Raw genomic sequence first — 13,536 nt, forward strand, 5'->3', positions numbered from 1 at the left:
GCGAGATGCCCCGCGGTTGTCGGCGATCGGATATGGCTTCTTCCGCAAAACGCCCGAATTATGGGCCTGTCGGGGTATCAGGGCTCGGATCTCCCCCGGGTTCCAGAAGCCTGGGAAGGGCCAAGATCGGCGCGAACGCCCTCCGCGCGTGCGGCCCCGACTTTCAGAAGGGCGGACACTTCGTTTGCAGCGACGGCCTGGCTGAAGAGAAAACCCTGCATGGCCGGGCAGCCGCTGTGCCGAAGATGTTCGAACTGCTCCATCGTTTCGACGCCCTCGGCAATGCAGTCGATATCGAGCCGGCGCGCCAGATCGAGAATGCCTTGAACAATCACCGCCGTGCCGGAGTCGTTCAGGAGATCGCGCACGAAGGATCGGTCGATCTTGATACGGTCGAGTGGAAACCGCTTGAGATAGGCAAGGGAAGACCAACCGGTGCCAAAGTCGTCCAGCGAAAGTTCGACACCAAGCGCCTTTAGTTCGTGCATGATCCGCAGCGTCGTTTCGGTGTCGTCCAGGGTCAGGGATTCCGTCAGCTCCAGTTCAAGCCATTCGGGCGACAGCCCGGAATCGCCAAGGGCCTGCCGAACGGTGCGGACGATGTCGCCGACATAGAATTGCTGGCCGGACAGATTCACGGCGACGCGGACCGGCGGCAAGCCTTGCGCCTGCCATGCCGCGTTCTGGGCGCAGGCGGTGCGGAGCACCCATTGCCCGACTTCGACCATCCGCCCATGTTCCTCGAGCAGGGGGATGAACAGGCCCGGCGCGATCAGGCCCTCGGTGGGATGCTGCCAGCGCAGCAGGGCTTCCAGCCCGCTTATGGTGCCGGTCTCGAGAGACATCTGGGGCTGGTAGTGAATGACGAATTCGCCGCGCTCGCAGGCGCCATGCATATCGTTCGACAAGGCATGCCACCGTTTGGCGGCGATGCTCAGATCGCGGCTGAACAGCCGATATGTGCCCCGGCGCTTCTTCTTCGCCTGATACATTGCTGCGTCGGCGGCCTGCAGCAACGCGGCAGGATTGTCGCCGTCGCTCGGATAGAGGCTGATCCCGATCGTCGCCCCGGCGTGAAGTGTCCGCCCCTGGATCACATAAGGTGGCGCGAGCACGTGCAGGACGCGCTCCGCCAGGGCTTCCGCGTCTGCTGCGCCGGACAGGCCGGGCACCGCCAGCACAAACTCATCCCCGCCCAGGCGCGCTGCCGTATCCTGTTCGCCGAGCACGGTCCGGAGACGCTTCGACACCTGCTCGAGAAGCTCGTCCCCAATGAAATGGCCGAGGCTGTCATTGACATGCTTGAAATGATCGAGGTCCAGCAGCAACAGGCCTATCTGGCTGTTCTCGCGACGCGCCTCACCGATCGCGACGTTGAGGCGATCGAGCAGCAACGTTCGGTTGGGGAGTCCGGTCAGTGCGTCGTGCGACGCCATGTAGCGGACGCGGGCCTCTGCTTCCTTGCGCGCGCAAATGTCCCGAAAGGTGCATTGGGCGAGAAGGCGGTCGCCTGCGCGATAGGTGCGTCCGATCACCTCGACGCTCATCGTCGAGCCGTCCGGGCGCTCCCATGACCAGTCGTCCCATTTCATCTGCCCTTCGTTCCGCAGGGCCTGGGCGATCGTCTGGCCGGGCGCCGCGTTGCGCAAGGCCGGGAGATCATTCAGCGCCAGTCCGCGCACCTCGTCCGGCGGCAGCCCCAGCATCTCGCCGCACTGGGCATTCAGGTCGGTTATCGTCTCCGTCTCGCAGTCGATAACCAGAATGCCGTCGCCGGCTTCTTCGAAGAGGCGGCGATGATGCAGTTCGGACTCGCGAAGCGAGTTCTCCGCGGCGAACCGGGCGGCAATTTCGGCCTCCAGGTCGCGCTTCTGGTCGATCATGTCGAGCTGCGCCGCGCGGAGCGCCAGATGGGTCCGCACGCGCGCCAGCAACTCCTCGTTTTGGAACGGCTTGCTGATGTAATCCACGCCGCCGGCCGCAAAAGCGGCGATCTTGTCCGCAACGTCGTCCAACGCAGTCATGAAGATGATCGGGATATCGCGGGTATCGTCCTGCTGTTTGAGGCGCTGACAGGTTTCGAGCCCGTTCATGACCGGCATCATGACGTCGAGAAGGATCAGATCCGGCCTGGCAAAGGCAGCACGCTCCAGCGCCTCGAGGCCGCCGAGCGCCACAAGCACCTCATATCCCTCGCTTTCAAGATTCTCGACGACGAATCCCAGATTGACCGGGTTGTCGTCGACGATCAGGATCTTTGCGTGCAGATCGGCCGCCCGCATTCTCGTCATGCGGCTTCTCCGGCTTCGATATGCTGCTCGATAAGCCGCAGCACGGCAGGGGATTGATAAGCGGCAGCCAGCGCCTCCAGGCGCAGGGCAAACGGGCGATATTGCGGGTCGAGATTGAGGATCGTCGAGGCCTCCGTCCGGACGGCACGCATGTTGCCGGTACGCGCAAGGGTCAGGAGCCGTATCATTTGGTCCGCGGGCGGAATGGTCATGGGCTGTCGGCCGTCTGCGATCCCGTCCTCCTGCCGACGGACCAGGAGATCCTCGATGCAGCGATGCAGCTGTGTCAGGTCGATCGGTTTGGCCAGCAGCCCTTCGGCTCCGGCCGCGCGCACTTCCGCTTCCATCTCCGCAGTCGGATTGGCTGAGATGGCAATGATCGGGATCATCCGCAGTGTCTGCCGGTGTTGCAGGCGCCGCATTGCTTCCAATCCGTCGAGCACCGGCATTTTGAGGTCCATCAGAATCAGGTCGGGCGCTGCCGCTTCGGCGAGCTCGACTGCCTCCAGGCCGTCCGCGGCTTCGCGGACCCTGTATCCGCGGTTTTCCAGGACATCGCGCAGCAAGGTTCGATTGGCCGCAACATCGTCGACGACCAGCACCTCGCAGCCGGCGCCGCCCGCGGGTTTGCCTGAAGCTGCCCCGGGCGCCGGCAGTTCGACCGCGGCGAGCGGAAAGCTCGCTTCCACGCGGAAGCGGCTGCCCTTGCCGACCGTGCTCATCACGTCGATCTGGCCCTCCATCACCTCGACGATCTGGCGCGTGATGCTCAGGCCCAATCCGGTGCCGCCGATGCGATCCCTGGCACTGCCGACCTGCTCGAAGGGTTGAAAGATGAGGTTGAGCTGATCGCTTCGGATCCCTGGGCCAGTGTCCAGCACATCGAAGCGCAGGCGCACATTGCCCCCCTCCCAGGATACCGTCGAGACGGTCAACCGCACCTCGCCGGCGGTGGTGAACTTGGTAGCGTTCCCCAGCAGGTTGATCAGCACTTGCCGGATCCGCTTGCGGTCGCCCACCAGATGGCGCGGCACATCGTCGCTGATCTCGACGATGAAGCGCAGGTCCTTTTCCTCGGCGCGCAGTCGGATCATCTGGGCGACATTGTCGACCGTGGCGCGGAGATCGAACGGGGCAGGCAGCAGTTCGAGCCGGCCGGCCTCGACCTTGGAGAGATCGAGGAGGTCAGTGATCAGTGCCAGCAGATGCTCGCCGCTCTGGTTGATCGTCTGCACGGCCGATAATTGCCGGTCCGTCAGGCCGTCGCTCCTCAGCAACTGCGCATAGCCGAGAATTGCGTTGAGCGGCGTCCGAAGCTCGTGGCTCATATTGGCAAGGAATTGCGATTTGGCCGCGCTCGCCGCTTCGGCCTCGGTGCGGGCAGCGACGAGTTCGCGACTTTCGGCCACCTGGCGCTGTTGACGATCTTCATAGCCGCGCCTGACCCGAAACATGCGATACACCAGGAAGATCGCGGTCAGCACGAGCCAGACGCTGATGATCACCAGATACCATTGGGCCGACGACAAATAGACGCCCTCGAAGACGATGCTCTGCACCGCTACGCTGAATGTGCCGAGCGTCGCCCCGCTGCCGGACAAGATGTCGACCGCGATCACATTGCCGAATTCGGGTTTCGCCTGCTCCGGTGACAGATGATGGCTGGTTGCCCACCATTGGTCGACCGCGAACTGGTCCCGCGTGAGGTGGATTTCGTTTTCGCCATCGACGACGGCGAACTCGGCGACATTGGGTTTGGTGCTGTCACCCGCCCCCGCCCGGCTGTATTTCGGATCGAAGTTCTTCAGGAGCAGCTTCAGATGTCCGGGCGGGCCGTGATAGATGAGCCGCAAGGTGATGGTTTCGTAGTTTGAAAAGACGCGGCCCTTGGTATTGTCGGCGGGGTCGAACAACATCCCGTAGCCGCAATAGGGATAGGCAAAGCCGGACCGCAATGTACACGTCCAGGACAATATAGCGGGATTGAGCGAAATGCTCGACGCGCCGGCGTTGTCGTGGTCGCTATAGGCATAGGGCGCGAAGGTGCCGGCCTCCGGGGCGAGCGTCAGCCTCTGTCGGATAATGGCATTCTGGCCCAGCATCGCCGCGAACGTCGCGACGAGGAGCAGGAAGATCGCTGCCTCCACCTTGAAGGTGGTACCGCGGAACCATTTGCCCGGCGGCTGATGTGCCGGTGCATCCTCCATCTGAACCGCCGCGCCCCGACCGGGAACGATGGAGGCCGAGTTTTGACCGGCGATACGCAACAGGGTCCGTCCTCGACTGGGCTGTGGCAGGCCACATGCCGGCCTCGCCAGGGGCGGCGAAGCTTAAACCCTCACGGTGGCATCATTTAGTTATGGAAAGGTTTGCAGGCCCGTGCGCCCATAAGGTGCAGCATGAGATGAGGTCCGACCATCGCCACGCGCCCGTTCAAAGATAGGAATATTTGAGGACAGCCTCGGGCAGGCGAGCGCCCTGAATGTCGATTTGGCCGATCGCGGTTTCGATTTCGGCGAGGTCCCCGTCCGACAGGGCGACCTCCGCGGCACCCAGATTTTCCTCCACTCGATCAAGCCTGCGCGTGCCGAAGATCGGGACGATGAAAGGCTTGCGCGCCAGCAGCCAGGCGAGCGCGATCTGGGCCGGGGTCGCACTCTTGGCATCGGCGATCCGCGTGAGGAGACTGACGAGCCCCTGGTTGGCCTTGCGGGCTTCCTCGGTGAAACGGGGCGATGCAGCGCGGAAATCGCCGCTGTCGATCGGCGTCGTCGCATCGATCTTGCCGGTGAGGTAGCCGGCGCCCAGCGGACTCCACGGCACGAAACCGATACCGAGCTCCTCGCAGAGCGGCAGCACCTCGGGTTCGGGGTCGCGGGTCCACAGCGAATATTCGCTCTGGATGGCGGTCACCGGCTGCACCGCATGGGCGCGCCTGATCGAGGCGGCGCCTGCCTCCGACAAGCCGAAATGCCGCACCTTCCCCGCCGCGATAAGCTCCTTCACGGCACCCGCGACATCCTCCATCGGCAGATCGCCATCAACCTCGATTCAAATCCGTCCCAGACCGCGTCAACGTCCGGCCGGGCCGACTCCTCCCCGGAGCGCACCCATCGCCTCCCTCAGGACGGAAAAATGTTGGACGTTTCGTGCTGGCTGTTCCTGGCTGTTCCGCCGAAAAACCTGGCTGTTATGCTGGCTGATACCTGGCTGTTAGCTGGCTGTTATTCGATAACAGCCAGCCCCTCGTACTTCATTGAAAACACTGCGGGAATCCAGAGTTCGCGCCCAATTGGCGGCCGGCAAAAAAATAGCTGGCTGATAAAACAGCCAGGAACAGCCAGCTTTTCGCATTTCTGTTGGACGCGACTCGCCCGTCCGGTCACCTCACCGCCCGGTAAAAACCGCTTTCCGCTTCTCGCGCAACGCGGCGAGCCCCTCGCGATGATCCCCGCTCCGCACGCTGAGCGACTCATAGGCGATCCCCGCCTCCAGCACCGCCCCGGCAATCCGCTTGAGTTCCATATTGGTCAGCAGCTTGGTCCAGCGGATCGCGTTCGGCGCGCCGTCGAGCAGGCGCTGGCACAGGCCATCGACCGTCGCGTCGAGCTGGTCGGCGGGCACTGCGTGGTTGATCAGGCCGATCTCGGCGGCCTTGGCCGCGGTCAGCAGCTCGCCGGTCAGCAGATATTCCTTGGCCCGCGCAAGCCCGATGCGCTCGGCCCAGACCACGGCGCCGCCATCGCCCGCGACCAGCCCGATGCCGACATGCGGGTCGCCGATCTTCGCCGTGTCGGCCGCGATGATGATGTCGCACAGCAGGGCGATCGTCGCGCCGAGCCCGACTGCGTGCCCGTTCATCCGGCATACCACAGGCTTCTCCACGTCGAGCAGCGCGGTGAGGATCCGCTTCGCCTGCCGCGCCTCGTGGTCGAAGAGATGCGGGTTGGCGGCATTATGTTCCATATGGTCGAGATCGCCCCCGGCGGAAAAGGCGCGGCCGGCGCCGGTCAGCAGGATCACGTCGGAGCCGCTGTCCTGCGTCGCAAAGGCAAGCGCTTCGGGCAGCTCGTCGTGCAGCGCGAGGTTGACCGCGTTGAGCGCGTCGGGGCGGTTGAGCGTCAGCGTGAGCAGGCGGCCGCGGCGCGCGAGCAGGATGGTATCGAAAGCGGGCAGGTCGGGCATCATCGGCGAGGGTCTCCTGGATGCGCCCGCATAACACGCCCGGGCGATATGAGAACGCCGCGGGGGCGATGCCCACTTGTTCCCGCACCCGGGCGACGCTCTTATTCGCCGCATAAGAGGAGAGGCGCGCATGGCCGCATTTGACGAGATTTTCGACTGGGTGGTCGTCGGCAGCGGGGCTGGCTCGATGGCGTCCGCCCTGGTCATGCGCCGCGCGGGCAAGTCGGTTGTCGTGCTGGAAAAGGAACCCTTTGTCGGCGGCACCACGGCCAAGTCGGGCGGGGTGATGTGGGTGCCGAACAATCGCTTCATGCATGAGGCGGGCGAAACCGACAGCGCAGAGGCAGCGATCACCTATCTCGATGCGGTAGTGGCGACCGATGGCGGCGCGGCGCCCGGCACCAGCCGGGAGAAGCGGCTTGCCTATGTCAACGAAGCGCCGAAGCTGATCGATTTCCTGGTCGAACAGGGCGTCGCGCTGGAGCGCGGGCCTGACTTCTGGCCGGATTATTACGACTCGTTGCCGGGCGGGTGCAAAACCAGCCGGACGGTCGTTGCGGTGCCGTTCAACAAGAAGGAGCTGGGGCCCTGGACGAAGAAGCTGCGCAAGGGCTTTGCTGAGTTTCCGGTGCGGCTGGGCGACGCGATGAAGCTCGCTTATGTCCGGCGCGACCCGGCGTTGAAGAAGCTCACGATGCGCATCGTGCTGCGCACGATCGGCACCAAGCTGATCGGGAAGCATTATGTGACCGCAGGCGCCGCGCTCCAGGGGCGGATGCTGAAGGCGTCGCTCGCCGCCGGGGTCGAGTTCCGGACCGACAGCCCGGCTTCCGAATTGATCGTCGAGGACGGCAGGGTGACCGGCGTGGTCGCTGCGCGGGACGGGAAGACGATGCGCATCGGCGGCCGGCTGGGCGTTCTCGTGAATGCCGGGGGCTTTGCGCAGAACCAGGCGATGCGCGACAAATATATGCCAGGCACAAAGGCTGAATGGTCGCAGACGCCCGAAGGCGACACGGGCGAGATGCTGGTCGAGCTTGAGCGCGCCGGCGGCGTGCTGGCGCAGATGGACCAGATGGTCGGCTATCAGTCGACGCCGGCGCCGGGCTGGGAAAAAATGTACGTCATGCCGCCCGGGCAGAGCCTGACCGGCAAGCCGCATGCGATCCTCGTCGACCAGTCAGGCGTGCGCTACATGAACGAAGGCGGGTCGTACGAGCTTTATTGCGAGACGATGCTGAAGCGCAACGCGAGCGTTCCGGCGGTGCCGAGCTGGGCGATCCTCGATTCTCAGTATGTCGCCCATTACAAGGTCGCGGACAAATGGATCGACAAGAAGATACCGAAGGGCTGGATCGAGCAGGGCTATCTGCACAAGGCCGATAATATCGAGGCGCTCGCGGCGAGCATCGGCGTCGATGCGGCGACACTGGCGGCCACGGTGGAGCGCTGGAACGGCTTTGTCGCTGCGGGTGTCGACCAGGATTTTCATCGCGGCGAGAGCGCCTATGATTCCTGGCTTGGCGACCCGTATCACGGCCCCAACAAGGCGCTGGGGAAGATCGAGAAGGCGCCCTTCTACGCCGTCCCCGTCATCCCCGGCGACGTCAGCACCTATGGCGGCGTGGTGACCGACGCAGCCGGCCGGGTGTTGAAGGGCGATGGCACGCCGATCGAGGGGCTCTATGCGACGGGCGTCTCGACCGCGTCGGTGATGGGCAATGTCTATCCCGGCGCGGGCGCGAGCATCGGCCCGTCGATGACCTTCGGCTACATCGCCGCCACCCATGCGGCTGGGCTGGGGAACCGGATGTGAGGGCGATCGGCACCCATAACTCCTCTCCTTTGGGAGAGCATTTGACTCCCCTCAAGACTCAGGCTCCTTCTCGAATGTCGCCGGGCGCGAGAGCAGATAGGGCAGTTCGGGCGAGGCGATCTTCGACTGGTTCCCGTTGGCGTGGATCAGCGTCACCCGCCCCACCCCGGGCGACGACACGACGCCGACCACCGTCTCGACCCATTGCCGCAGCGCCTCGCGCGCCAGCTGCAGCTCTTGGCCCGCGGTCAGCGCCGCACCCGCGCTCTCGAGTTCTTCCTCGAGCGCCAGGACGCGCTTCGCCGCGTCTTCGACAGGCTGGTTGTCTGCCATGCTGATTGTCACTCCCGTCCGAGATCGTATCCGTGCCCGCCGATCGGCGAGCCTGATCCATCTATGCGCCAGCGCCGCCGATTGTTGCATGCGATCGCCCCGCCACGCCCCGCAAGGGCCAAATATCGCTGGGGCGAGATTGACCTCATCTGGCCCCCGCCCGAGAACGCGCGGGCATCCAACCACATCGAGGAACCCATGGCAGAGCTAAGCAATGCGCCGGTGCCAAGCCCGGAACAGCTGGTCGATATCTACCGGCGCATGATCCGGATCGAGCGCAATGACGACGCCATCCGCAAGACGATCCGCCTCGGCCGCCTTCAGATGCCCTATTATTCGGCGCGCGGGCAGGAGGTGATCCCGTCGACCCTTTCGTCGCTGCTCACCGACGACGACAAGATCTGCACCATCTATCGCGGCATCCACGATATGGTCGCGAAAGACATGCCGCTTCGCCCGCTCTGGGCCGAGATCGCCGGCCGCGTCGACGGCACCTGCAAGGGCAAGGGCGGGCCGATGCACCTGACCCATCCCGAGACCGGCGTGATGGTGACGACCGGGATCGTCGGCTCCTCGATGCCGATCGCCAACGGCCTTGGCTGGGCAGCTTTGCTCGACGGCAGCAAGCAGGTGACGATCGCCTATTTCGGCGACGGCGCCTCCAATATCGGCGCCTTTCATGAGTCGCTGAACCTCGCCTCGCTGTGGAAGTTGCCCGTGTTGTTCGTCTGCCAGAATAACGGTTTCGCCGAGCATACCCGCTACGAAAACGGCACTTCGGTCGACTTCATCGCCAAGCGCGCCGCCGGTTACGGGATGCCGGGCTTCACCGTCGACGGCAATGATCCCTGGGCGATGTTCGCAGCCGCGCAGGTCGCGATCGAGCGTGCCCGCGCCGGGGAGGGGCCGACACTGCTCGAGTGCAAGACCTTCCGGTTCCTCGGTCACGTCTTCGGCGACGACGACAAATACATGACCAAGGAAGAGAAAGCGGCGGCGATGGCCGACGATCCGCTGCCCAAGTTCCGCGCGCGGCTGATCGCCGAGGGCCATGCCACCGAGGAGCAGCTCGCCGCGCTGCAGGCCGATATCGAGGCCGAAGTGGCCGACGCGCAGGAGTTCGGGCTGGCCAGCGCCTTCCCGTCGACCGACGAACTGCGCCGTGATGTGTTTGCCGAGGAGATCGCAGCGTGACCGCGACCGTGAAGATGAATTCGCTCCAGGCCGTCAATGCGGCGTTGATGGAAGCAATGGAGCAGGACCCCAAGGTGCTCGTCCTCGGCGAGGATATAGGTGATCGCGAAGGCGGCGGCGTGACCGGCGCGACGGCTGGCCTCTCGACCAAGTTCGGCGATCTGCGGGTGCGGACGACGCCGATCTCCGAACAGGCGATCATTGGGGCCGCGATCGGCGCAGCGCTCGGCGGCTACAAGCCGGTCGCCGAGATCATGCTGATGAACTTCACCACCGTCGCGATGGACATGATCTTCAACCATGCCGCCAAGCTCCGCTTCATGTCCGGCGGGCAGAGCCAGGTGCCGATCACCATCCGCACCCTGACCGGCGCGGGCTGGCAGACGGCGGGGCAGCATGCCGATCATCTCGAGGGCTGGTTCGCGCATTCGGCGGGCCTCAAGGTCGTCGCGCCGTCGAACCCGGCCGATTACAAGGGCCTGCTCCTGTCCTGCATCCAGGATCCGGATCCGTGCATCTTCATCGAGTCAGCTGGCTCGCTGTTCATTCCCGCCGAGGTCGCGGTCGATCAGGGCCCGATCCCGCTCGGCAAGGCGCGGATCGCGCAGGAGGGGACTGACGTCACCATCGTCACCTGGTCGTCCCAGGCGGTGCGCTGCCAGGCGGCGCTTCCCGCGCTCGCCGAGGCCGGCATCTCGGTCGAGCTGGTCGATCTGCGCACCATCTCGCCCTGGGACAAGCAGGCAGTGCTCGCCTCAGCCGCCAAGACCGGCCGGGTCGTGATCGCGCACGAGGCGATGCGCAGCTTCGGCCCCGGCGCCGAGATCGCGGCGACCATCAATGAGGAGCTGTTCGGCCAGCTGAAGGCCCCGGTCCGCCGGCTCGGCGCACCCTATTCGCCGGTCCCCTTCTCCAAGCCGCTCGAGGATGCGTTCCTCGTCTCGCCCGAGAAGGTGGTGGAGACGGTCAAGGCGCTGATGGGGTGACGGCGTGGGGTGGGTCGGTCCGGCGTCAACCGGGGGTGGTGGCGAGGAAATGCCGACCGGCCCGTTCCTCATGCCGATCGGCATCGCCGCCCAGCGCGCAATTGAGCAGCGCGCGCTTGAGGAACAAATGGCACTCATGCTCAATGGTCAGGCCGATGCCGCCATGGAGCTGTACCGCCTCTTCGGCGATGGTGCGGTAGACGCCGGTGGCAAGCGCCTTGAGCGCGCCGATCTCGGCCAGCGGCACTGATTCAACACCTGCCCGGACCCAGTACAAGGCCTCGGCGGCCGCAAGCCGGGTCTTCATGTCGGCGACCCGGTGCTTGAGCGCCTGGAACATCGCGAGCGGCCGGTCGAACTGGCGGCGCATCTTGAGATAGTCGATGGTGATGGAGAGGATCGCGTCAGCCCCGCCAAGCGAATCCCCCGCCAGCGCGAGGAGGAGCTGGGCTTCGAGCCGCTCGGACAACGCGGCGGCCGCGTCGCCTTCGGCGATCACCAAAGCTTCAGGTCCATCGAGCGCGACGTCGAACAGCCGGCGTGTCTTGTCCCATGTCTCCCGGGCCGTAAGGATCGCACCGTCGAGCAGTACGAGCGAAACGCGGCCGCTATCGACCAGCAGCAGATGGCTGGCCCGGTCGGCATCGGGGATGCAGGTGAGGTTCGCATTGCCCCGGCCCGCAAGCGAGGTCGTCATCACCCGGCCGGCCATCGCCTCGGCGAGCAGCACGTCGCGCCCCGCCCGCCCGCCGGTCGCGCACAGCGCCTCGATTACCAGCATCTGCGCGATCGCCGGGCCGGGCACGAGCGCGCGGCCGAGCTCGTTGTGGATCACCGCGGCCGCTTCTGTGCCAAGACCGAGGCCGCCGAGCGCCTCGGGCACGGTCATCATCAGCCAGCCCATCTCGCCGATCAGCTGCCAGGTCGTCTCGGCGTCGCGGCTGCGATCGCCGAACGCCTGGCGCGCCGCGTCCTGCAGCTCGGCTCGGGTCATGCTCATGCCGCCGCCCCCGCCGAGGTCCAGCCCTTGGGCTCCCGCGGCATGCCGAGCAGCCGCTCGGCGATGATGTTGCGCTGAACCTCGTCGCTGCCGCCCGCGATCGTCCATGCATAGCTGTTCATGAAGTCGGCCATCCAGTTGCCGGTCTCCATCCCGCCGCCAAAGGTGATCGGCGCATGATATTGCGCCTCCATCCCGCCCAGCCTGAGGCCGAGCAGCGTGAACTCCCGCAGCGTCCGCGAATAGGTCAGCTTGACGAGCGAGGCATCGCCGACCTGCTCCTCGCCGGCGATGCGGGCCGCGATGAACTGGTCTGCGATCGCAACGGCCGCGTCGATCTTCGTCGCCAACCTGCCGACGTCGCGCAGCACACCGGGGTCCTCGGCGCGGCCTGTCCCGCGGATCAGGCCGACGATCCGCCACAGGCTGCCCCGCAGGCGCGCGCCGAGCTCGAGCAGGGTGAGGCCGCGCTCGGAGGACAAGGTCGATTGCGCGACGGCCCAGCCCTGGCCTTCCGCGCCGAGCCGGTCACCGACGGGGATCTCGACATCGTCGAGAAACAGCTCGGCGAACTCCTCGTCGCCATGGATCTGGTGGATCGGCCGCACGGTCACGCCCTTGGCCTTCAGGTCGAGCAGCAGGTAGGTCAGCCCCGCCTGCTTCGCGCCTTCGCTGCTGGTGCGCACGAGCAACAGGCATTTGTCGGCGAACTGGCCCATGGTCGACCAGAGCTTCTGGCCGTTGACGACATAGACATCACCGCGCCGCTCGGCCCGCGTGTTGAGCGCCGCCAGATCGGAACCGGCATTGGGCTCGGAGAAGCCCTGGCACCAGATCTCGCCCTCGAGGATGCGGGGGATATAATGCTGTTGCTGCGCCGCGCTGCCCCATTCGAACAGGGTGCAGGCGGCGTGATAGGTCGACATGAACGAGAGCAGGAGGCGCGGCGTATCGGCCCGGGCGAACTCCTCGTAGATCACCTTCTGCTCGGCGAGGCTGCGGCCGCCGCCCGGCCATTCGGCCGGCCAGTGCGGCACGGCATAGCCGCCCTCGACCAGCTTCGCGAACCAGCTGCGTTGCGTGTCCAGGAACGACTGGTGATCGGTGCACGCCTCGCGCCAGCCCCGGGGCGCGTTCGCCTCGAGCCAGGTGCGCACTCCCTGGCGCAGCGTTTCGAGTGCCTCGGTCAAGCCTGTTGTTCCTTAGAATGCGTCCAGCGCCTCGTGCCTGTCCCGGCGTGCCCATCGCAAGGCGCGTTCGCAGATATCGGCAAGGCGATGCGTCGCCATCACGCTGCCAGCTCGATCATTTCCCCGGCGATACGGACAGCGAAGGTCTCGATCGGCAGCTCCGCGGGACCGCCCAGCGGTTCTCCGGTTTCAAGATCGAAGCGCGCCCCGTGCGCGGGACAGGAGATCCAGCCATTCTTCACGCGGCCGCATTCGAGCGGCTGTTCGGCGTGCGAGCAGCGATTCTCGACCGCGAAGATGCCGTCCCGGGTATGGCAGAGCAGGATAGAGCGGCCACCGATCTCGACCCGCTTGACGCTGCCCTGCGGAACCTCGGTTAGTGGTGCGACGGCAATGAAGTTCTGCCCGGGCATGTCGCTGTCTCGCCTCCTCTGGTTCCGGCATGCTTTGCGAAAGGGCGCGGCGGTGCACAATAGCTGGATATCATGGGGGCGGTGTCTTGCGCGCGCCCTGTTCCCGAGGCGGAGACTGGACTAACCCG

10 protein-coding genes and 1 pseudogene are annotated in these 13,536 nt (G+C 65.5%); 3 read left to right on the top strand and 8 right to left on the bottom strand.

Translation table 11 applies throughout. From position 1 onward, the window contains the following. Nucleotides 1-77: 77 nt before the first annotated feature. The 4 genes and pseudogenes from ABD050_RS16195 to ABD050_RS16210 form a co-directional block, all read right to left on the bottom strand. A complete protein-coding gene (locus tag ABD050_RS16195) occupies nucleotides 78-2,291 on the bottom strand; it encodes a putative bifunctional diguanylate cyclase/phosphodiesterase (protein ID WP_343890510.1) in 2,214 nt (737 codons plus the stop codon). After that, complete coding sequence (locus ABD050_RS16200; protein ID WP_343890511.1) at nucleotides 2,288-4,498, bottom strand: response regulator; 2,211 nt, start codon at nucleotides 4,496-4,498, stop codon at nucleotides 2,288-2,290. The genes ABD050_RS16195 and ABD050_RS16200 overlap by 4 nt, the downstream gene beginning before the upstream one ends. A 226-nt stretch (nucleotides 4,499-4,724) precedes the next feature. Then, nucleotides 4,725-5,336: pseudogene (locus tag ABD050_RS16205) on the bottom strand (aldo/keto reductase); the annotation flags it as partial. Nucleotides 5,337-5,678: 342 nt separating this feature from the next. Further along, a complete protein-coding gene (locus tag ABD050_RS16210; RefSeq protein WP_343890512.1) occupies nucleotides 5,679-6,479 on the bottom strand; it encodes an enoyl-CoA hydratase/isomerase family protein in 801 nt (266 codons plus the stop codon). A 127-nt stretch (nucleotides 6,480-6,606) separates the two neighbouring features. Between ABD050_RS16210 and ABD050_RS16215 the strand changes: the two genes are divergently transcribed. Further along, complete coding sequence (locus ABD050_RS16215; RefSeq protein ID WP_343890513.1) at nucleotides 6,607-8,292, top strand: FAD-dependent oxidoreductase; 1,686 nt, start codon at nucleotides 6,607-6,609, stop codon at nucleotides 8,290-8,292. Between the two features lie 51 nt (nucleotides 8,293-8,343). Here the strand turns inward: ABD050_RS16215 and ABD050_RS16220 are convergent, their stop codons facing one another. Further along, nucleotides 8,344-8,625, bottom strand: a complete 282-nt coding sequence (locus ABD050_RS16220) for a hypothetical protein (protein WP_343890514.1) — start codon at nucleotides 8,623-8,625, stop codon at nucleotides 8,344-8,346. Nucleotides 8,626-8,823: 198 nt separating this feature from the next. On the opposite strand from ABD050_RS16220, the gene ABD050_RS16225 reads away from it, so the two are divergent. Beyond that, a complete protein-coding gene (locus ABD050_RS16225) occupies nucleotides 8,824-9,819 on the top strand; it encodes a thiamine pyrophosphate-dependent dehydrogenase E1 component subunit alpha (RefSeq protein WP_343890515.1) in 996 nt (331 codons plus the stop codon). 14 nt (nucleotides 9,820-9,833) lie between these two features. Next, nucleotides 9,834-10,805, top strand: a complete 972-nt coding sequence (locus ABD050_RS16230) for an alpha-ketoacid dehydrogenase subunit beta (RefSeq protein WP_425542476.1) — start codon at nucleotides 9,834-9,836, stop codon at nucleotides 10,803-10,805. A gap of 25 nt (nucleotides 10,806-10,830) precedes the next feature. Here the strand turns inward: ABD050_RS16230 and ABD050_RS16235 are convergent, their stop codons facing one another. The 3 genes from ABD050_RS16235 to ABD050_RS16245 form a co-directional block, all read right to left on the bottom strand. After that, entirely contained in the window at nucleotides 10,831-11,805 is a 975-nt protein-coding gene (locus ABD050_RS16235; RefSeq protein WP_343890517.1) for an acyl-CoA dehydrogenase family protein, read from the bottom strand. Next, nucleotides 11,802-12,995 carry an acyl-CoA dehydrogenase family protein gene (locus ABD050_RS16240; RefSeq protein ID WP_343890518.1) on the bottom strand — a complete coding sequence of 398 codons (1,194 nt, stop codon included), beginning with the start codon at nucleotides 12,993-12,995 and terminating at the stop codon, nucleotides 11,802-11,804. Before ABD050_RS16240 ends, ABD050_RS16235 begins: the two co-directional genes overlap by 4 nt. A gap of 98 nt (nucleotides 12,996-13,093) precedes the next feature. Beyond that, entirely contained in the window at nucleotides 13,094-13,408 is a 315-nt protein-coding gene (locus ABD050_RS16245) for a Rieske (2Fe-2S) protein (RefSeq protein ID WP_343890519.1), read from the bottom strand. Between the last annotated feature and the right edge of the window lie 128 nt (nucleotides 13,409-13,536).

The sequence above is a fragment of the Sphingomonas oligophenolica genome (genome assembly GCF_039522915.1).
Lineage (GTDB): Bacteria > Pseudomonadota > Alphaproteobacteria > Sphingomonadales > Sphingomonadaceae > Sphingomonas > Sphingomonas oligophenolica.